General features: G+C 60.2%; 15 protein-coding genes and 1 pseudogene. 5 read left to right on the top strand and 11 right to left on the bottom strand.

All coding sequences use genetic code 11. The features are described 5' to 3' along the window. Positions 1 to 257 precede the first annotated feature (257 nt). The gene (gene motB / locus ACYZT8_RS02265) at positions 258 to 1,286 is read right to left on the bottom strand and encodes a flagellar motor protein MotB (RefSeq protein ID WP_461978902.1); all 1,029 of its coding nucleotides are present in this window, start codon (positions 1,284 to 1,286) and stop codon (positions 258 to 260) included. A gap of 3 nt (positions 1,287 to 1,289) precedes the next feature. Then, positions 1,290 to 2,141 (bottom strand): flagellar motor stator protein MotA, encoded by an 852-nt coding sequence (gene motA, locus ACYZT8_RS02260; RefSeq protein ID WP_461978900.1) that lies wholly within the window; start codon positions 2,139 to 2,141, stop codon positions 1,290 to 1,292. Between the two features lie 166 nt (positions 2,142 to 2,307). Here motA and ACYZT8_RS02255 point away from each other — a divergent pair, with 166 nt between their 5' ends. The 3 genes from ACYZT8_RS02255 to asd are packed head-to-tail and all read left to right on the top strand — an operon-like array spanning position 2,308 to position 5,584. Beyond that, positions 2,308 to 3,846: an HDOD domain-containing protein gene (locus ACYZT8_RS02255; RefSeq protein WP_461978898.1), complete on the top strand. Its 1,539-nt coding sequence runs from the start codon at positions 2,308 to 2,310 to the stop codon at positions 3,844 to 3,846. 43 nt (positions 3,847 to 3,889) lie between these two features. Continuing rightward, complete coding sequence (locus tag ACYZT8_RS02250) at positions 3,890 to 4,705, top strand: rhodanese-like domain-containing protein (protein ID WP_461978896.1); 816 nt, start codon at positions 3,890 to 3,892, stop codon at positions 4,703 to 4,705. 18 nt (positions 4,706 to 4,723) lie between these two features. Further along, on the top strand, positions 4,724 to 5,584 hold the full coding sequence (asd, locus tag ACYZT8_RS02245; RefSeq protein ID WP_461978894.1) for an archaetidylserine decarboxylase: 861 nt from the start codon (positions 4,724 to 4,726) through the stop codon (positions 5,582 to 5,584). Positions 5,585 to 5,641: 57 nt separating this feature from the next. Here asd and ACYZT8_RS02240 read toward each other — a convergent pair whose 3' ends face one another. After that, the gene (locus ACYZT8_RS02240) at positions 5,642 to 6,043 is read right to left on the bottom strand and encodes a lectin OAA family protein (protein ID WP_094469425.1); all 402 of its coding nucleotides are present in this window, start codon (positions 6,041 to 6,043) and stop codon (positions 5,642 to 5,644) included. A 196-nt stretch (positions 6,044 to 6,239) separates the two neighbouring features. Here ACYZT8_RS02240 and ACYZT8_RS02235 point away from each other — a divergent pair, with 196 nt between their 5' ends. Next, positions 6,240 to 8,018 (top strand): molecular chaperone, encoded by a 1,779-nt coding sequence (locus ACYZT8_RS02235; RefSeq protein WP_461978892.1) that lies wholly within the window; start codon positions 6,240 to 6,242, stop codon positions 8,016 to 8,018. A gap of 148 nt (positions 8,019 to 8,166) precedes the next feature. Here the strand turns inward: ACYZT8_RS02235 and serB are convergent, their stop codons facing one another. Beyond that, positions 8,167 to 9,381, bottom strand: a complete 1,215-nt coding sequence (gene serB / locus ACYZT8_RS02230; RefSeq protein WP_461978890.1) for a phosphoserine phosphatase SerB — start codon at positions 9,379 to 9,381, stop codon at positions 8,167 to 8,169. Between the two features lie 135 nt (positions 9,382 to 9,516). On the opposite strand from serB, the gene ACYZT8_RS02225 reads away from it, so the two are divergent. Further along, complete coding sequence (locus tag ACYZT8_RS02225; protein WP_461978888.1) at positions 9,517 to 11,049, top strand: AhpA/YtjB family protein; 1,533 nt, start codon at positions 9,517 to 9,519, stop codon at positions 11,047 to 11,049. A 232-nt stretch (positions 11,050 to 11,281) separates the two neighbouring features. Here ACYZT8_RS02225 and ACYZT8_RS02220 read toward each other — a convergent pair whose 3' ends face one another. From ACYZT8_RS02220 to ACYZT8_RS02190, 7 genes and pseudogenes are all read right to left on the bottom strand, one after another. After that, positions 11,282 to 11,995 carry a PqiC family protein gene (locus ACYZT8_RS02220; RefSeq protein WP_461978886.1) on the bottom strand — a complete coding sequence of 238 codons (714 nt, stop codon included), beginning with the start codon at positions 11,993 to 11,995 and terminating at the stop codon, positions 11,282 to 11,284. A 176-nt stretch (positions 11,996 to 12,171) separates the two neighbouring features. Beyond that, the gene (gene parC / locus ACYZT8_RS02215; RefSeq protein WP_461978884.1) at positions 12,172 to 14,439 is read right to left on the bottom strand and encodes a DNA topoisomerase IV subunit A; all 2,268 of its coding nucleotides are present in this window, start codon (positions 14,437 to 14,439) and stop codon (positions 12,172 to 12,174) included. 7 nt (positions 14,440 to 14,446) lie between these two features. Beyond that, positions 14,447 to 14,971: a retropepsin-like aspartic protease family protein gene (locus tag ACYZT8_RS02210; protein ID WP_461978882.1), complete on the bottom strand. Its 525-nt coding sequence runs from the start codon at positions 14,969 to 14,971 to the stop codon at positions 14,447 to 14,449. Beyond that, on the bottom strand, positions 14,968 to 15,957 hold the full coding sequence (locus ACYZT8_RS02205) for an esterase-like activity of phytase family protein (protein WP_461978880.1): 990 nt from the start codon (positions 15,955 to 15,957) through the stop codon (positions 14,968 to 14,970). The genes ACYZT8_RS02210 and ACYZT8_RS02205 overlap by 4 nt, the downstream gene beginning before the upstream one ends. Beyond that, the gene (gene parE, locus ACYZT8_RS02200) at positions 15,957 to 17,861 is read right to left on the bottom strand and encodes a DNA topoisomerase IV subunit B (RefSeq protein WP_461978878.1); all 1,905 of its coding nucleotides are present in this window, start codon (positions 17,859 to 17,861) and stop codon (positions 15,957 to 15,959) included. Before parE ends, ACYZT8_RS02205 begins: the two co-directional genes overlap by 1 nt. A 42-nt stretch (positions 17,862 to 17,903) precedes the next feature. After that, positions 17,904 to 18,512, bottom strand: coding sequence for a YqiA/YcfP family alpha/beta fold hydrolase (locus ACYZT8_RS02195; protein WP_461956871.1), 609 nt, complete (start codon positions 18,510 to 18,512; stop codon positions 17,904 to 17,906). 148 nt (positions 18,513 to 18,660) lie between these two features. Then, positions 18,661 to 18,891: pseudogene (locus tag ACYZT8_RS02190) on the bottom strand (DUF6124 family protein); the annotation flags it as partial. Positions 18,892 to 20,218 lie beyond the last annotated feature (1,327 nt).

Genomic DNA, 20,218 nt, shown 5'->3' with positions numbered 1-20,218 from the left:
ATGTCCAAACCGTCCATGGTCTGTGCACGCGAAACTGGCGGGCACGTTAACAACGAAAAAAACGGATAGATGTAAGACCCGTCTTTAAACCAGGAAGGAATTTTCTCTACCTAAGGTTGGCCTCTCAACAAATGACTGGCATACCCAGACCTCAGATATGACAGGCACAAAAAAGCCGACATCTCTGTCGGCTTTTTTGTGCTGTTTTGCTGATCTCGATCATTTTCGTGACGCCACGAAAATGATCGGCAGCAGGGTCACTGCTTCGGCGGTTCCGCCGGTTTCGGTGCCGGGTCTTCGAAGATATTCAGTCGCTCGCGCAGCTCATGGGCCGGCAGCGGTTGTTTATCCGCCGGCAATGCGTTCGGATCGACTGGCGTGGTCGGCACTTCGCCCGGACCACCCTGCCCTTGGGCTGGCGCAGGTGCCGGTTCAGCACCTTGCGAACCTTCGATGGCGCGCTGGGCCTTCTTGGTCAACACCACAATGTCGATCCGGCGGTTGACCGGGTTGAACGGGTTCTCGCGGTCGAACAGCGCCGAGGAGGCATAACCGACCACCCGCGCCACTTGCTGATCCGGATAACTGCCGGCGACCAGCGCACGGCGGGCGGCGTTGGCACGGTTGGCCGAGAGTTCCCAGTTGCCGAAATCACCGGTGCCCGAGTACGGCTTGGCATCGGTGTGGCCGCTGATGCTGATCTTGTTCGGCACCGCTTTGATGGTGTCGGCCATGGCCAGCAGGATGTCTTCGAAGTACGGTTTCAGGCGCGCTGAACCTGAGTCGAACATCGGCCGGTTTTCCGCGTCCATGATCTGGATGCGCAAGCCGTCCTGAGTGATCTCGAACAGGATCTGGTCTTTGAATTTTTGCAGCTGCGGGTTCTCATCGACCTTGTTCTGCAACTCTTGCAGCAACAGTTCCAGGCGTTCCTTCTCGACCTGCTCGGCCATGCCTTCGACCTGTTCGGTGTCGACGGTGACTCGGTCGGGTTGCGGCTGAGACTTCACTTCGGGGTTGAGGGTGTTCTCCGGCGCCAGGGTTGGGGAACCGCCCAGATCGATGATGTACGGCGTGCCGCTTTCGGTGAAGCCGACCGGGTCCTTGAAGTAACCGGCGATGGCGATCTTCTGTTCCGGCGTTGCGGTGGACAGCAGCCACAGCACCAGGAAGAACGCCATCATCGCCGTCGCGAAGTCAGCGAAGGCGATTTTCCAGGAGCCCCCGTGATGCCCGCCCGCGTATTTTTTTACGCGCTTGATGATTATCGGCTGGTTATTTTCCATGACTTAGCGACCGCGAACCGCTTGTTCCAGCTCAGCGAAGCTAGGACGGTGCGCCGGGTACAGAACCTTGCGGCCGAACTCCACCGCCAGCGATGGTGGCATGCCGGAAGCCGAAGCAACCAGCGAGGCCTTGATGGCTTCGTAGACGTTCAGTTCTTCCTTGGCTTCGTGGGCCAGGGCATGGGCCAGCGGGCCGAAGAAACCGTAGGCGGCGAGAATACCGAAGAAGGTACCCACCAGTGCCGCACCCACGTGGACGCCGATCATTTTCTGATCGCTTTCACCCAGGGAGGCCATGGTCACCACGATCCCCAACACGGCCGCGACGATACCGAAACCGGGCATGGCGTCGGCGATGCCGTTCACCGCGTGCGACGGGTGATCCAGGTCTTCCTTGAGGCTGGTCAGCTCCATGTCGAACAGGCCTTCGAGCTCATGGGGAGCCATGTTACCGGAGGACATGATGCGCAGGTAATCGCAGATGTACGCCGTCATGCGGTCATCTTTCAGAACGGCCGGGTACTTGGCAAAAATCGGGCTCGCGGCAGCATCTTCGATGTCGCCTTCGATTGCCATCATGCCTTCGCGGCGGCTCTTGTTGAGGATCTCGTAAATCAGCCCCAGCACTTCCAGATAGAACGTGTGGTTGAAGCGCGAGCTGAACATTCCCAAGGATTTCTTGAGAACGTGTTTGAACATATGACCAGGGTTGGCCTGCAGGAATGCACCGAGGGCCGCGCCCCCGATAATCAACACCTCGAAAGGCTGGATCAGGGCGGCAATCTTGCCGTGGGAGAGCACGTATCCGCCGAGCACGCTCGCGAATACGACGATGATGCCGATTAATTTAGCCATAGGTAGGAGAGCACTTACTGAGTCGGGTTCAAGGTCATATTCGGAAGTTAAAAAATCTCTTCTTCTACTTATCGGCAAAACTGCGCCAGACTATAGCCAGTTCAAGCGAAAAGCTAATTTAGCCCTCTCCGGGCATAGGTAATGCAGACGATGATCACGTCCAACCATGGCTAACGAAACGAACATCCCAACCCCAAAACCGACCACGCTTGAAGGCTGGGTCAAGCTTCTCGATGGCGTGCGCCTGCCGGTTCCGCAAGACAGTCACGACCGTGTCTGCAGGGCCCTCGCCGATAACCGCAGTTCACTTCGTGACATTGCCGAACTGTTGCAGGACAGCCCGGCCCTGGCCTTGAGCGTGATTCGCGAAGCCAATCGCCACACCCACGGCAGCATGACCGAGCCGGCGGAAAATCTTGAAGTGGCGATCAATCGCCTCGGGTTGAAGCGCACCGAAGAGTTGCTTGCCCGGTTGCCTGCCGAACCCCAATCACAGATACCGGTGGCTTTGCGTCAGTTGCAGATGATCAGCCAGCATGCGACCCAACAGGCCAACGGTTTTTTCGCCGGTCGCCTGGCGCGGCTCTGGCAGGACATCCACTGGGGCAGCCTGCTGTTTCTCTCGCCGCTGTGGCCGATGGCGTTGACTCATCCGCAGTTGCTCGAAGAGTGGGAACTGCGGGTGATTCATAAAGGCGAGTCAGCGCGCAACGTCGAAAAGCAATTGTTCGGCGTTCGCTTGCTGGACATCTGCCAGGCACTGGTGGACATCTGGCGCTTGCCGATCTGGGTCCAGCAAGGTTATCGACTGCTGCTCAACGAGCAGCGAGAACTGGTCAAAGTCCTGCGCATTGCCCGCGACAGCGAGCATCCCTTGCGCCAGCAAAACCGTCTCGATGACGATCCGACCCTGCGCCGCTGGCTCAATCAGCCAGCCAATACCGTGCTATTGGCCAATGGCCTGGCACTGTCGGCGCAACAGGCCTGGGACAGTCCGCACAGCGAGCGTTGGCAATACCTGACCAGCCTTTACCTGCAAATGCCGATGAGCGAAGTGCAGCAGCAACTGCATCAACAAGCCGTCAACAGCGCGCATCAGCACGCCATGCCGGACATATGGCACCCCGCTGTATCGCTGATCTGGCCATCGGGCGTGAACCGCATTCACGCCGGTTTGCTGCCGGCACCGGCGCCGACCACCGAAGACCTGACGGCGTGGCGTAAACAATGCGCTGAACTGCTGGTCGAGCCGAGCCGCTTCACCAACGCGATGCACTTGACCACCTCTGCCCGGGACGCGCTGGTCGCGTGCGGCATGCGTCGGGTGATGATTTTGATGGCCGACCGCACCCACGCCAATTTGCGTGCGCATCAAACGGCCGGGCTGGAGAAGGACGCGACTGGGCTGAACCTGGCCGTCAGTCAGAGCACCGTGCTGCAACGGCTACTCTCGCAACAGGCCCAAGTGCGACTGACACCCGCCAACAACGCCCAGTTCTCGGCCCTGTTACCTGCCAACCTGCGCGCGCAGTTTCGCGGCGAACACTTGCTGCTGCGCTCACTGGTCAATAATGGCCGGGTAATCATGGTTGTTGTTGCGGATCAGGGCGGCGGGCCGTTTTCGGAAATCACTGTCCAAGCTTTCGGTAAAACGGCTCAGTGCATTGAAAAGGCACTCCATAGCTTTAGCCAGCGCGGTCAATGAATGCTGCGCTACAATCCTCCCCTTTGTGCTCTGGAGACCTCACATGTCTGACTTCTCTGGCTTGGCGCTGGTCATCGAGCCGAGCGACTTGCTCCCTCGCCTCGAGTCCCGCGAACTGATTCTGGTGGACCTGACCAGCAGCGCCCGCTATGCCGAAGGGCATATTCCCGGCGCACGCTTTGTCGACCCCAAACGTACGCAACTCGGTCAGGCGCCTGCGCCGGGGCTGATGCCGCCGCAAGCGGCACTCGAAGCGTTGTTCGGTGAGTTGGGACACAACCCCGATGCGGTCTACGTGGTGTATGACGACGAAGGTGGCGGTTGGGCGGGGCGCTTTATCTGGCTGCTCGATGTCATCGGCCACCGCAATTACCACTATATAGACGGTGGTCTGACGGCGTGGCTGGCAGAAGGCATGCCCATGTCGATCCAGATCCCGCCCCACGTTGGCGGCCCGGTTGCGTTGACCCTGCACGACGAACCGACCGCCACTCGCGAATACCTGCAAAGCCGTCTCGGCGCCGCTGACCTGGCGGTCTGGGACGCGCGTGGCCCGCTGGAGTACTCCGGCGAGAAAGTCCTGGCAGCCAAGGCCGGGCACATTCCCGGCGCGGTGAATTTCGAATGGACGGCCGGCATGGATAAGTCGCGCAACCTGCGCATCCGCACGGACATGCCGCAGATCCTGGAACAACTCGGCATCACCAAAGACAAAGAAGTCATTACCCACTGCCAGACTCACCATCGCTCTGGCTTCACCTATCTAGTGGCCAAGTCCCTCGGTTATCCGCGGGTCAAAGGCTACGCCGGCTCCTGGGGCGAATGGGGCAACCACCCCGATACGCCCGTAGAGATTTAAGGTTTTTAAGGACAGTTAATGAATAAGCGTTTGTTTATCCTCAGCCAATACCTGCTGCCTCACCACTTGCTCTCGCGACTGGCCGGCTGCATTGCCGAATGCCGCGTGCGCTGGTTCAAGAACGCCTTTACCGCCTGGTTCGCCAAGCGTTACCAGGTGGACATGTCCCAGGCGCTGGTCGAAGACTTGACCGCTTACGAGCACTTCAACGCGTTCTTCACCCGTGCGTTGAAAGACGGTGCTCGCCCGCTCGATGAAACCCCGGGCGCGATTCTCAGCCCGGCCGACGGCGCGGTCAGCCAACTCGGCCCGATCGAACACGGTCGCGTGTTCCAGGCCAAGGGCCACAGCTTCAGCGTGCTGGAATTGCTCGGTGGTGATGCCGCGAATGCTGCGCCGTTCATGGGCGGCGATTTCGCGACGATTTACCTGTCGCCGAAAGACTACCACCGCGTGCACATGCCACTGGCTGGCACCCTGCGCGAGATGGTTTACATCCCGGGCCGGATTTTCTCGGTCAACCAGACCACCGCCGAAAACGTGCCGGAGCTGTTTGCCCGCAACGAGCGTGTGGCGTGCATTTTCGACACCGAGCGCGGGCCGATGGCCGTGGTGCTGGTGGGCGCGATGATCGTGGCCTCGATTGAAACCGTGTGGGCCGGGCTGGTGACGCCGCCGAAACGCGAGCTGAAAACCTTCCGTTACGACGAAGCTGCCCGCGCGCCGATCCATCTGGAAAAAGGTGCGGAACTGGGTCGCTTCAAGCTGGGTTCGACTGCTGTCGTGCTGTTCGGGCCGGACCAGGTGAAATGGGCTGAAGAACTGGCGGCTGGTTCGCCAGTACAGATGGGCCAGGGCATGGGCTTGCCGAAAGTCTGACCTGGCTAATCCGCCCCGTCGAACGTCTTCGAAGGGGCGGACATTTCGGTAGCGCCGTTACTCTATCTGTCCACGAAAACCGATCGGCCCTTCGTTGGCGTAGGTATTGGTGCCACTGAGGTTTTTCCCTCCGTCATTGGAGGTGACGCTCAACGCCACAACGTTCTGATTATCACGGCCGCCGATGACCCACTTGCCACCCGGATGCCATGGGGCGTCGTTGCCGCCCCACTGATTTTCCACGTTGTACTGGTTCTGGCCCGTGCGCTGAGCCTTGAAGCCAATGGGACCTTCACCCGCGTAAGTCATGGTGCCGGTGAAGCTCTTCCCGCCATCGCCCGATTTGATCTCGATCGCGACCACGTTCTGGTTGTCCCGTGCGCCTAACGTCCAGTCTCCGCCCGGATGCCAGGGTGCCGAACTACCGCCCCATTGATTTGCCACTACGTATCTAGACATAAACTTCATCTCCTTGAAGTTACAAGAGACCTGCCCTGCGTAGGCAACAGGCCGTACGACTGTGCGTATCCAGTCGCACGTGTGTCAGATTAGTAGTACACCCGAGCGGCACCCGGCTGACAGACAAACGGTCGACATCCACAGGTGCTACAGTCAGGTCATTCACGCCCATTTCCCGGTTGGAGTTTTCCACGGCATGAATGAGACCAGTCCCCACCTGCTGCTACGTGCACCGATCCCGACGCAGCTACGCCTGTCGTTCTGTGAACCGACGCCGCGCGACCTCAAGCGCTGGATCGCCAACCTGCCCAAAGCCAACATCGGCGAAACCGCTCGCCTGCTCTATCAAGGCTTGAGCGAGCTCAACCAACTGCTCACCCCCAGCGACAATCGCCTGCAACTGCTCGAACTGTTGCGACCCGAGGTGTATTACGTCTGCAAACACCTGGAGCGACATTTCCTGCATCAGGCGATTGTGCTGGACGAGCGTTCGCGCAAGATCGCCAACCTTTGCCAGGCACTGCAAAGCCACTTGGCGATTGGCTACAAACAGATCGTCGTGCGCATTACCCCGCGCTTCAGCAAGGATCGAGCATCGCTGTTGACCCAAGCACTGCAGCGGGCGATCCATTGCCTGAACGGCCCACTGATTCGCTCTACTCAACTGTATTGCCCAGTACCGGAAGGCCTGTGGCTGGAGCTGCATCAGCTGTATCGAATCGCCTGCGCGCACAAACTCCAGCATCTGAGCCTGCGCGATGAGCTGGCCAACGAGACGAAAACCCTGAGCATCGAACAGACCTACGTTTCGGCCCTGCTGCTCGGCGCCTCCCGCTGCAATCAACTGCGCCAGAACCAGATTGCCCGGCTTGCCGAGGTGCTGGAGCCCTGGAGCCAATGGATCAAGTTACAACCCGGCCAACCCGCCGAAGGATTGTTTGCCGTCGCGCCGGACCTCGACACCGGGCCGCGCTATCGCTCGAAGTTCAGGGCCGAGCAGCAGGCCAGTTTGTTGGGGATCGATCCGCAGCCACTGGTCACCGCCATCGAAGCGCATTTGCAAGGCACTATCGGTACACCGCCGCTGCCCGTACCGAGCGGGCTCAGCCTGGATACGTTGCAACACCTGCACGCCGCCTGGGGCCAGGCGGCCGAGCGCAGCTTTCAACGCACCGTCGGCCAAGGCACGTTGACCCTGTGCGTGGGCATGAGCGCATTGCATTTCTATCTGGGCGGGCAGCGTTCGTTCAGCGATATTTTGAAAAACCCTGGCACCAGGCTTGCGCAGTTTTCGGCCACTTCCCCGGCTGGCCGGGAAAGCGATCAATGGGGCCGGGCGTTCGACGCCGCCCCCCACGGCAACGCCGATGCCTTGCTGCCTTACGAAGAAATTGAATACCCGCAACTCCAGAACGACGACGGCCACGAGGCGGCTGATAGCAATCGGCATTTTCCGACATACGCTCTGCCAGTCATCAATCACAGTCCCGGCGGATATTGCCTTGCATGGCCTGGTGCAGTGCCGGCCGAGTTACAAGCTGGCGAAATGGTCGGAATCGAGGACTCCGCCAATCAGGGCTGGAGTATCGCGGTGGTGCGCTGGATTCGTCAGGTGCGTGGCGGTGGCACGCAAATGGGGATTGAGCAGGTCGCGCCATACGCCGAGCCGTGCGGGCTGCAACTGGTGCGAGCGCGGGACGATCACAGTCAGTATTTACGTGGCCTGTTGTTGCCGGAAATCAGCGCCATCGACCTGCCCGCCACGTTGCTCGCACCGCGCCTGCCCTTTCAGGAAGGCAGCAAAGTGCTGATCAACACCAACGGCCAGGAACGCCGGGCCGGGCTGGATCGGCGGGTGGCGAGCACCAACAGTTTTAATCAGTTTGCTTATCGCTCGTTGGAGACCAGCAGGAACGACAACGCCGCGGTGAGCGGCGTTGAGGAGGATTTTGATTCGTTGTGGAAGTCGCTTTGAGGATGAACCCGATACCTGTTGCGAGGGAGCTTGCTCCCACCAGGACTGCATAGCAGTCCTTTTTTTGGGGCCGCTTCGCAGCCCAGCGGGACGGTGCGGCGTTCCGACAAGCTCCCTCGCCACAAGAGCCTTTCAGCCTTGGGGAGGCTCAGAGCTGCCCGTCACGATCCCGAAAGCCCAGCAGATACAGCACGCCATCCAGCCCAAGGGTGGAAATCGCCTGCTTCGCCGACTGCTTCACCAGCGGTTTGGCGCGGAACGCCACGCCCAGACCGGCAATCGCCAGCATCGGCAAATCGTTGGCACCGTCGCCGACCGCAATGGTCTGCTCCAGACGCAAACCTTCCTTGTGCGCCAGTTCCTTCAGCAGATCCGCCTTGCGCTGCGCATCAACTATCGGCTCAACCGCCACGCCGGTAACCTTGCCGTCGACCACTTCCAGTTCGTTGGCAAACACGTAGTCGATGCCCAACTTGGCCTGCAACTGCTTGGCGAAGTAGGTGAAGCCGCCCGACAGGATCGCCGTCTTGTAGCCCAGACGCTTGAGTTCGGCGAACAGGGTTTCAGCGCCTTCAGTCAGACGCAACGAAGCACCGATCGAGTCCAGCACGCTGACGTCCAGCCCCTTGAGCAAAGCCAGGCGTTCTTTGAAGCTCGCACGGAAATCCAGTTCACCGGCCATCGCCCGCTCGGTGATCTCAGACACCTGATCGCCCACACCCGCAGCCTTGGCCAGTTCGTCGATGACTTCGGCCTCAATCAGCGTCGAGTCCATGTCAAACACCGCCAGGCGGCGGTTACGGCGGAACAGCGAATCTTCCTGGAAGGCGATGTCGACGTTCAGTTCCTGGGCGACGCTGAGGAATTCGGCCCGTAGCGCTTGCGGATCAGCCGCTTCACCACGCACGGAAAACTCGATGCAGCCCTTGCCCTTGTCGGCCGGGGTGTCCAGCGGCATACGCCCGGACAAGCGATCAATGTGATCGATGTTCAGGCCATATTTGGCGGTAATCGAACTCACGGCCTGCAATTGCCCGGCGGTCACTTTGCGGGTCAATAGCGTCACGATGTGGCGTTTTTTGCCCTGGTTGCCGACCCACTGCTGGTAATCCTCTTCGGACACCGGCGTGAAACGCACCTGCTGATCGAGCTCGTAACCCTTGAACAGGATGTCTTTGAGCACCGACTTGCCTTGCTCGGTACCTGGAATTTCAACCAGGATGCCGAACGACAGGGTGTCGTGGATCACCGCCTGACCGATGTCGAGAATGTTCACACCACCCTGGGCCAGAACGCCGGTAATGGCCGCAGTCAGACCCGGACGGTCGACTCCCGTGATGTTTATCAGGACGATTTCGCGCAAGGCGCACCCCCGCAAGTGGAAAAAAACCGCATTCTACCCACTTTCAGTGACCATCGGGCACCGTCAACGCTTTGCCGGTCTAGGGCCTGTCGCTATACTGCGCGTCAACTTCACGGACAAAAGAGCCGAGCTCAAGTGAACCGGCCCACGCCAGTAAAAACCGATAACTTCTTTCTGCTGATCTTCCGTGCACTGCGCCACCGCCGTGTACCGATTGCATTGCGCATCGCCAGCCATAACGTGATCCTGGTCGCTCTGGCCCTGGTGATCTACGCCTGCGTGATGGGTTTGCAATTCAAGCAGGCCATGCACGAGCAGGCCGATGCGCTGGGCGAAAGCCTGACCACGCAGACCGCCACCTCCGCCACCGAGCTGTTGGTGTCCAACGACATCCTCAGCCTCAACGTGCTGCTCAACAACCTGACCAAAAACAAGCTGGTGGCCCACGCCGCCATCTATAGCGTGGATAACCGCATCCTCGCCGAAGCCGGTCAGCGCCCCAAGCACAGCCTGTTGGGCGAAGCCGAGGGCATGTACCAGAGCAAGATCACGTTCCAGGACGTGACCGCCGGGCAACTGCGCATCAGCCTGGACATGGATCAGTTCCAGCAACCGATGACCATCAGCCTGCAAAGCATGGGTATTTTGAGTGCAATTCTGCTGGCCCTGTCCCTGGCCTTGAGCCTGCGTCTGGGTCGGCACATCTCCACGCCGCTGCTGCAATTGCGCGTGTGGCTGCGCAATATCGACGAATACACCCCGGCCACCGAGCGTCAGGATGAGATCGGCGACCTGGCCCGTCAGCTGCACGCCAATTTCGCGCCGGAGCCGGCCGAGCCGGAACCTGCGCCTGAGCCGGAATACGACGACAGCGAATACGAAGACGCCGACGATAACGAGCCGACCTTCGAAGTGCGCAACCTGCGTGATCCGAGTTTCGATGAAAGCAAGCCTGTGGCCGGCCTCAAGCCTGCACCACGGCGCAGTGTCAGCACCGTTGAAGACGATGATGACGATGATGCATTTGCCGATTTGCGTGATGAATCGGCCGACGCCGCGCCTAAACCGGCAGCAAAACCGGTGATCTCGAACGTGCCACAGCACAGCGCCGTCCTGGCCGTGCAACTCGGTGCTCAGGATCAACTGCGTCGTCTGCCGCGCACACGCCTGGAAGAACTGCTGAAACGCTATCGCGATTGCCTAGATCAGGCCGCGTCACTCTATGAGGGCGAACTGCATAGCCTGAACGATGGCAGCACGCTGATGGTCTTCCACACGGAAGACAGCGGCGACGACTACCTGACCAACGCGATCTGCTGCGGTGAGCTGTTGCGAGCACTGGGCCATCAGTTGCAGATCGAAGTCGCGGACAGCGGCATCACCCTGCAATTGCAGTTGGGCCTGACGCTGGGCGACGAGTTGTTCGGTTTGAGCCAGATCGATCTGCTGCTGACCGAGGCCGCTCAGGATGCCCTGGCCTTGTCGCAACACAGCCGCAACCTGCTGCTGGTGGAGCGCAAGATCAGTGACGACGCGCTGATCCGCCAGCGTGCGCGGATCCGCCCGATTGCCAGCCCTGAGGGTGCTTGCTGTGTGGAGCGGTTGATGGAGCCTTATCCGTCGATGCTGGAACGGCAATTGGCGCGGATGCATGAGCGTCGGGCGTAGCTCTTAGTCCCGTAACAACAAAACCCGCAGATGAGTGATTGTCTGCGGGTTTTTTGTTGCCTGTCCTGGCCCCATCGCCAGCAGGCTGGCTCCCACATTGGATCTGTGGCGTACACATGCCCCTGTGGGAGCCAGCCTGCTGGCGATGAGGCCGGGACAGGCATTGGAGATACAACCCGCAGAAACAACAAAGCCCGCATCTCTGCGGGCTTTGTGTTGAATCAATCCAGGCTTAGAACCTGAACACTTCCATATCGGTGCGGATTGGCGAAGCCATCGGGATCTTCGGCTGCTTTTCCTGTTCCGCCGCCGGAGCCACAGGCTTGGCAGCCGGTTTTTTCGGCGCTTCGGCAATCGGTGGCTGGTTAGCCAGCGGTTTGAGCGCTACCGACAGCTGCTCGGCCAGACGCTGCAGCAACACACCCTGAGCCTGAACCTGAGCCGCCGTACCGCCAGCGTGCTTTTCCTGCAGGTGAATGATGCGGTTGTCGCGAACCTGGCCACGACGGTCGATCAGACGCCATTGTGCATCCAGGATCGCCGGTTGCGATTCACCCGAGTCCAGGCGAGTAATCGTCATCAGCACCTGAACATCCGGCGTGAAGCCGGCAGTCGCAGGCGCCAGCACAACGCGCTGGCTGTCCAGATGACCCGCTACCTGACGCAGCAATAGCTGATCGATGTCGGAAGACAAGCTACCCGCCCACCGACCGTCAAGCGATGCCTGCAGGCTGCCATCGGGCTGTCGCTGCAACAAGGTTTCGCGTTGCAGGTAATCCGCAACCGTCACCGGGCCCAGCAAAACCGCCATGCCCGCGCTTTGCGCAGGCTGAGCCGGACTTCCGCTGTCCAGCTGATACAGCGACACCGGTTGGTGAACGCTGCAACCCGCCAAGCCAAGAACGCCGGCGAGCATCAAAATAAAAGGAAGGCGCAGAGCAGTCATCGTCCCATCCAGGTGGTTGCCACAAGGCTAACCACAGTGAAAATACTCAATAAATATGAAGAACGCTCGGCCACGCCGGCGCTTGAAAGGCCATATCATCCGTGAATATGCGTTCCGACTCCAGCGCCAATGCGTCGATCTACGCGTTAAATCGTAGATCGAGGCCTCTAGGACGCTTAATTGAGGTTTTCGACGAGCAGCGCATCGACCCGCTGGAAGCCACGTGGCAGTTTGTTACCACGACGCCCACGCTCACCTTTGTAGTGTTCGAGGTCGTCCGCTTTCAGTGACAACGTACGTTTCCCGGCCTGCAGCACCAACGTGGCGCCATCCGGCAGTACGGCGATGTCCGTGACATATTCTTCGCGACTGGCCACACGCTCACCGTTGATCCCGATGATCTTGTTGCCTTTGCCCTTACCTAATTGTGGCAGATCACTGATCTTGAAGATCAGCAGGCGACCTTCGGTGGTCACCGAAGCCAGCCAATTATTCTCGCGATCCGTTACCGGGCGCGGAAGAATGACCTTGGAGTTGTTCGGCAAGCTCAACAGCGCCTTGCCGGCCTTGTTCTTGGCTTGCAGGTCTTCACCCTTGACCACGAAGCCGTAACCGGCGTCGGAGGCGATCACGTACAGCGAATCGTCTTCCGGCATCAGCACGCATTCAAAAGTCGCCCCTGGCGGCGGCGTCAGACGGCCGGTCAACGGCTCGCCCTGGCCACGGGCCGATGGCAGCGTGTGCGAAGGCACCGAATAACTGCGACCGGTGGAGTCTATAAACACTGCGAACTGGTTGGAGCGACCCGGCGCCAAAGCCTTGAAACCATCCCCGGCCTTGTAGGAAAGCCCGGTAGCGTCGATCTCATGCCCTTTGGCAGAGCGAACCCAGCCTTTTTCCGACAGCACGACGGTCACTTTCTCGTTCGGCAGCAGATCGTGTTCGGTCAGGGCCTTGGCTTCGGTGCGCTCGACGATTGGCGAGCGACGGTCGTCGCCGTAGGTTTCGGCGTCCTTGATCAGCTCGGTACGCACCAGTTTTTTCAGCTTGGCTTCGCTGCCCAGCAGGGCTTGCAGCTTGGCCTGTTCCTTGAGCAGTTCATCCTGCTCGGCACGCAGCTTCATTTCTTCCAGTCGCGCCAACTGACGCAAACGGGTGTCGAGAATGTAGTCGGCCTGGATTTCGCTCAGGGCAAAACGCGCGATCAGCGCGGCTTTCGGGTGTTCCTCGGTACGGATGATGTGAATCACTTCATCCAGGTTGAGGTAGGCAATCAGCAAACCGTCCAACAGGTGCAGGCGACGCTCGACCTTGTCCAGGCGAAATTGCAGACGACGACGCACGGTGTTGACGCGGAACTCCAGCCATTCCACCAGCAGCGCACGCAGGTTTTTCAGCTGCGGCTTGCCGTCCAGGCCGATGATGTTGATGTTGACCCGATAGCTCGACTCCAGCTCGGTGCTGGCAAACAGGTGTTGCATCAGCCCGTCGTGGTCGAAGTTTTTCCGTGCGCCCGGAATGATCACGATCCGGCACGGGTTTTCGTGGTCGGATTCGTCGCGCAGGTCCGCAATCTGCGGGGCCTTGGACGGTTTGGCCTGCATCATCGCAGCGATCTGCTCCAGCACCTTGGCACCGGAGACCTGATGCGGCAGCGCGGTGACGATGATATCGCCGTCTTCAATGTGATACACGGCGCGCATGCGCACCGAACCCTTGCCGGTTTCGTACATTTTCAGCAGATCGGCGCGGGGCGTGATGATTTCCGCTTCGGTCGGGTAATCCGGGCCCTGGATGTGTTCGCAGAGCTGCTCAACCGTGGCTTTCGGCTCATCGAGCAAGCGCACGCACGCCGTCGCGACTTCGCGCAGGTTGTGCGGCGGCACGTCGGTGGCCATGCCCACGGCGATGCCGGTGGTGCCGTTGAGCAAGATGTTCGGCAAACGTGCCGGCAACACCAGCGGCTCGTCGAGCGTACCGTCGAAGTTCGGGCCCCAGTCCGCGGTGCCCTGGCCCAGTTCGCTGAGCAGCACTTCGGAATAACGCGACAGCCGCGCCTCGGTGTAACGCATGGCGGCGAAGGATTTGGGATCATCCGGCGCCCCCCAGTTACCCTGGCCGTCGACCAGCGTGTAGCGGTAGCTGAACGGCTGGGCCATAAGGACCATGGCTTCGTAGCAGGCCGAATCGCCGTGCGGGTGGAATTTACCGAGCACGTCACCGACGGTACGCGCCGACTTCTTGTGCTTGGAATCGGCGTCCAGCCCCAACTCGCTCATCGCATAGATGATGCGCCGCTGTACCGGTTTCAGGCCGTCGCCGATATGCGGCAAGGCACGGTCCATGATCACGTACATGGAGTAGTTGAGGTAGGCATTTTCGGTGAAGTCAGCCAGTGACCGGCGTTCTACACCGTCCAGGCTGAGATCAAGGGAGTCGCTCATGCGGGCCTCATCGGTTCGTTGTCTGGCGCAGCAGCATGGTGCCACCGCGCTGGGTAAATTCAAGTTTGTTGAGTGCGCTCATACCGAGCAGCACTTGCTTGCCATCCAGGCCTGGCACGACGATGGCGCGCACGTCACGCAGCACAATGTCGCCCAGTTGCAGCCGGTCGACGCGGGTTCGATAACCCTCGGTACGACCGTTGGCGGTGCTCAGGGTCACCCCGAAGCCTTTTTCAAGTTTCAGCCGTTCGGCCATTTCAGCCGGGATCGCCACATCGGTCGCCCCGGTATCCAGCATGAAATCTACCGGCTGACCGTTGATCTGGCCGCTGGCGACGAAGTGGCCCTGGATGTTGCTGGCCAGTTTCACTTCAATAAATCCTTCGCCCTGCTCCGAGCTGACGACCACATTGGGATTTTGCTGCCGATCCTCCCACTGGCCGAAAAACCGCGTTGCCAGAAACAGCGCCGCGCACCAGGCCAGCACCATAAACACCCGACCCGCGCGCTTTCCCGGCGTCTGCTGGCTCACGGCTTGGCACTCCAGCCACCTTCAGGCGCGGCGAAACGCCAGACAACCGGGCGAACCTCGCCATCGGCGCGGGCATCGTTGTTGTTGTCGGTGCCGATCCAGGCCCCCTCGGCGTCGACAATCAATGCTTCGGTCAGACCAAACGGATTTTGATAGCGGCGGTGTTCCTGCAAGGCTTCATCGGCAAACGACCAGCAGCGCTCGACCTTGGCCGTGACCGGGTCGCGGCGGCAGATCTGGTAAGCGTTGCGTTCAAGGGTGAACAGCTTGCCGTTGAACAGCGATAGGTCGGCAAAGTCCCGAGTCACGGCTTTGGCCCGTGGAAACTGCGCCGGCTGCATTTCTTTACCCGCCTCGCTCAGCAACACGCATCCACCGTCGCAATCCCACACCGTCTGTTTGCGCTTGATCAGCAGCAAGCCACGGCTTTGACGCTCGGCGGCGAGCCACAATTGATCGCCCGCCGGGTTGATCGCCAGCCCCTCGAACAGCGCATTGAATTGCAACAACATGCCGCTGGCCCGCGCTTCGCGGACCAGCATCGGCGAGATCTTCAGCCAGGACGAAGGCCCAACGGGCGGCACTTGCAGGACCGCTGCATGGGACTCGCTGACGATGTAGCGATTACCGACGCTATCGCACGTGATGCCTTCAAAATCCAGGTCCCCGCCCCGCACAAACGATGCGACCCAGGCCCGCGAACGCAGCCCCCATGGCAAATCGCTGTCCGGCACCGGAGGGACGCCGATGCCCACGGTTTCGGCTTGCCAGACCGTGTCGCGGGTATCGAGGCGATAAATCTGATCATCGTCGCGATCGGAGATCGTCCACAGGTCCTTGCCACACTGGACCAGCCCCGACAGGTTGCCGCCGCGCATGCCGTCGACGGGATGCTCGGACAACAGGCGCAACTCCGGTGCCGGTTCGGAAAATGCCGAAACGGAGGTCAGAAGTAACGCACACGCCAGGGCAAAGCCAACCCGCATCAGCCAAGAACCTCGGCGAGGTTGCCTTTGGATTCCAGCCAGGACTTGCGATCACCGGCGCGTTTCTTCGCCAGCAGCATGTCCATCATTTCAGCGGTTGCTTCGTAATCTTCCAGGGTCAGCTGCACCAGACGCCGAGTGTTCGGGTCCATGGTGGTTTCGCGCAGCTGTGGCGGGTTCATTTCACCCAGGCCTTTGAATCGGGTGACCTGCGGCTTGCCGCGTTTCTTCTCGGCCACCAGACGATCGAGAATGCCATCGCGCTCGGCTTCGTCGAGGGCGTAGTAAATCTCTTTGCCCAAATCGATGCGGTACAGCGGCGGCATCGCGACGTAGACGTGACCGGCATCCACCAACGGACGAAAATGCTGGACGAACAAGGCGCAGAGCAAGGTGGCGATGTGCAGACCGTCGGAGTCGGCGTCGGCGAGGATGCAGATCTTGCCGTAGCGCAGCTGGGCGATGTCCGCCGAGCCCGGATCGACACCGATGGCCACGGCGATGTTGTGAACTTCCTGACTGGCCAGCACTTCGCCGCCGTCGACTTCCCAGGTGTTCAGAATCTTGCCGCGCAACGGCAGGATCGCCTGGAACTCTTTGTCCCGCGCCTGTTTGGCCGAACCACCAGCGGAATCACCTTCCACCAGGAACAGCTCGGAACGCATCGGGTCCTGCCCGGCGCAGTCGGCGAGTTTGCCCGGCAGTGCCGGCCCCGCAGTAATGCGCTTGCGCTCGACCTTCTTGCTGGCCTTGAGACGACGGCCGGCGTTGTTGATCGCCAGTTCCGCCAACAGCATGCCGGTTTCCGGGTGGGCGTTGAGCCACAGGCTGAACGCATCCTTGACCACACCGGAAACAAACGCCGCCGCCTCACGGGACGACAGACGTTCTTTGGTCTGGCCGGAAAATTGCGGTTCCTGCATCTTCATCGACAGCACGAACGCGATGCGCTCCCAGACGTCTTCCGGCGCCAGCTTCACACCGCGCGGCAGCAGGCTGCGGAATTCGCAGAACTCGCGCATCGCATCGAGCAAGCCCTGACGCAGACCGTTGACGTGCGTACCGCCCTGCGCCGTCGGGATCAGGTTGACGTAGCTTTCCTGAACGCTGTCGCCACCTTCCGGCAACCACAGCAGCGCCCAATCGACCGCTTCCTTGTTACCGGCCAGGCTGCCGCAGAACGGCTCGTCCGGCAAACGCTCGAAGCCGTTGACCGCGTCCACAAGATAGGAGCGCAGGCCGTCTTCGTAATGCCATTCGACTTTCTCGCCGGTGGCCTTGTCTTCAAAACTGACCAGCAGCCCCGGGCACAGAACGGCCTTGGCCTTGAGCACGTGCTTGAGGCGGCTGATGGAGAATTTCGGCGAATCGAAATACTTCGGGTCCGGCGCGAAGAACACGCTGGTGCCGGTGTTGCGCTTGCCGACGGTGCCGATCACTTCCAGATCGGTTTTCTTGTAACCGTCGCCGAAGGTCATCTGGTATTCGTTGCCGTCGCGCTTCACGCGCACCCGAACTTCGGTCGACAAAGCGTTGACCACCGAAATACCCACCCCGTGCAGACCGCCGGAGAACTGGTAGTTCTTGTTGGAAAACTTGCCACCCGCATGAAGCTTGGTGAGGATCAGCTCGACCCCGGAAACGCCCTCTTCCGGGTGAATGTCCACCGGCATGCCACGGCCGTCATCGCTGACTTCCAGGGAGTGGTCGGCGTGCAGGATGACCTGCACCGATGTCGCATGCCCAGCCAAGGCTTCATCGACGCTGTTGTCGATGACTTCCTGGGCGAGGTGGTTCGGCCGACTGGTGTCGGTGTACATGCCGGGGCGTTTGCGCACCGGGTCGAGGCCCGAGAGGACTTCGATGGCGTCTGCGTTATAAGAGCTAGCGCTGGGAGTGGCCATGGGGTCTCGTCGTCAAATGTTCTATGAAATAGAGGCGAAAGATCACAGTGCTGTGAAATCGATCGCCTGATACAAATCTGCGCCGATGCCGGCAAAACTCAGCATTGCCGGAAGTTGCGCGGCAAAACCCTGGAAACTATGGTCGCCGCCGGCCTGGATGCGCAAGGCACAGGCGCGGTAATACTGCTGGGCGAGGCGATAGTCCAGCGTTTCGTCACCGGTCTGCAACCACACCTGATACCGCTGCGGATCCCGGGGCGCCGGCACTTCCAGCTCGGCCAGGGCCGTCACGTGGTCGTGGGTCAATTCCCAGGCCTCATCGGTATACAGGTTTTTCTGCGTCCCCAGGAACCCGTCGAACATCCGGTGCGGACTGACGGCAGGGTTGATCAACAGGGCCTTGAGGCCATGGCGCTCAGCCAGGTGAGTCGCATAGTAGCCGCCGAGTGAGCTGCCGACCAGCAGTGGCCGCCCCAGCTCTTCAATCGCCTTGTTTAGCTGACCGATGGCTTCGCGCGGATGGTGATGCAAGGCCGGAACGCGCAATTGATCGCTCAAACCCAGACGTTCCATCACGTGCACCAGCTGCGTGGCCTTTTTCGATGAAGGCGCGCTGTTGAAACCGTGGATATAAAGGATCGAACCGGACATTTGAACTCCCTGTGCGTCGGGTAAAGAAGACGGAGTTTACAGGGAGTCGGGGGGATCGGGGATATAGGCAGGAATCAGGTTTCACGAACGGGCGTCATCGGGAGCGAGCTTGCTCCCGATGAACGATAGCGCGGTCTATCTGAAAAAATTATGCTGGATCGACATTATCCAGCGCCCGATTCACCGTCAGTTCGGCCAGCATGACTATCTGTTGAATCGCCATCGCTGTATGCCGGTCCGGCCCATGCAGGCGCGCCGCAAAATCGCTGGCCATGACACTCGCCGACGCCAGGGACTCACAGGAATGGGCTAACAGGCTTTCCGTGTCCATTTCAGGGACGATCATGTACATCGTGCTGGGTTTGCGGGCGGGGGGATTGGGGGTTGGTTTGAACATGGTGACACCTCAGTTCATTGATATGGAGCCACCCCCAATTGCCGCGATGCAATGTAAGGGTGGCAGCTGTACGCGGGTTCGCGGACCGAGAACTGAGCATCGGCATACCCGAAGGTATCCCACGCACAGCCGCCATGACACAAAACGACAGACACCCGAAAGTGCTGTTGAAAAGCGCGGCGATTATGCCTCAGTTCATAGGGCCGCGAAGCCCGATCGCTGAATGTGTCAGCGACAGGCAAAAGGCTAGAGAAGCCGCGTCTGACGGGCAACCTGAAAACTTCGTGGGAAGGTTCTGAAATTTTTGCTGACCATTAAACAGCGTCGTCAGTGAGGTCGCTTTCGCCGGCAGGCCAGCTCCCACAGTTGAATTGGGTACATCAGCAAGATGCTGGTCGGCTGTCAGGCCGCCATCGCTGGCAAGCCAGCTCCCACAGTGAAATTAAGTACATCAGCAAGATATTGGTCGGCTGTCAGGCCGCCATCGCTGGCAAGCCAGCCCCATAGTTGAATTGGGTACATCAGCAAGATGCTGGTCGACTGTCAGGCCGCCATCGCTGGCAGGCCAGCTCCCACAGTGGAATTGGGTACATCAGCAAGATATTGGTCGGCTGTCAGGCCGCCATCGCAGGCAAGCCAGCTCCCACAGTGGAATTAAGTACATCAGCAAGATATTGGTCGGCTGTCAGGCCGCCATCGCAGGCAAGCCAGCTCCCACAGTGGAATTAAGTACATCAGCAAGATATTGGTCGGCTGTCAGGCCGCCATCGCTGGCAGGCCAGCTCCCACAGTGGAATTGGGTACATCAGCAAGATATTGGTCGGCTGTCAGGCCGCCATCGCAGGCAAGCCAGGTCCCACAGGGAATGGCGTACACCCGCAAATTGCAGGTCGGCTGTCAGGCCGCCATCGCAGGCAGGCCAGCTCCCACAGTGGATTGGGTACATCAGCAAGATATTGGTCGGCTGTCAGGCCGCCATCGCAGGCAAGCCAGGTCCCACAGGGAATGGCGTACACCCGCAAATTGCAGGTCGGCTGTCAGGCCGCCACCGCTGGCAGGCCAGCTCCCACAGTGGATTGGGTACATCAGCAAGATATTGGTCGGCTGTCAGGCCGCCATCGCAGGCAAGCCAGGTCCCACAGGGAATGGCGTACACCCGCAAATTGCAGGTCGGCTGTCAGGCCGCCATCGCAGGCAGGCCAGCTCCCACAGTGGATTGGGTACATCAGCAAGATATTGGTCGGCTGTCAGGCCGCCATCGCAGGCAAGCCAGGTCCCACAGGGAATGGCGTACACCCGCAAATTGCAG

The organism is Pseudomonas sp. LB3P93, from assembly GCF_054898025.1.
The sequence above is the reverse complement of the archived record's forward strand: the minus strand, read 5'-3'. Positions and strand labels throughout refer to the sequence as shown.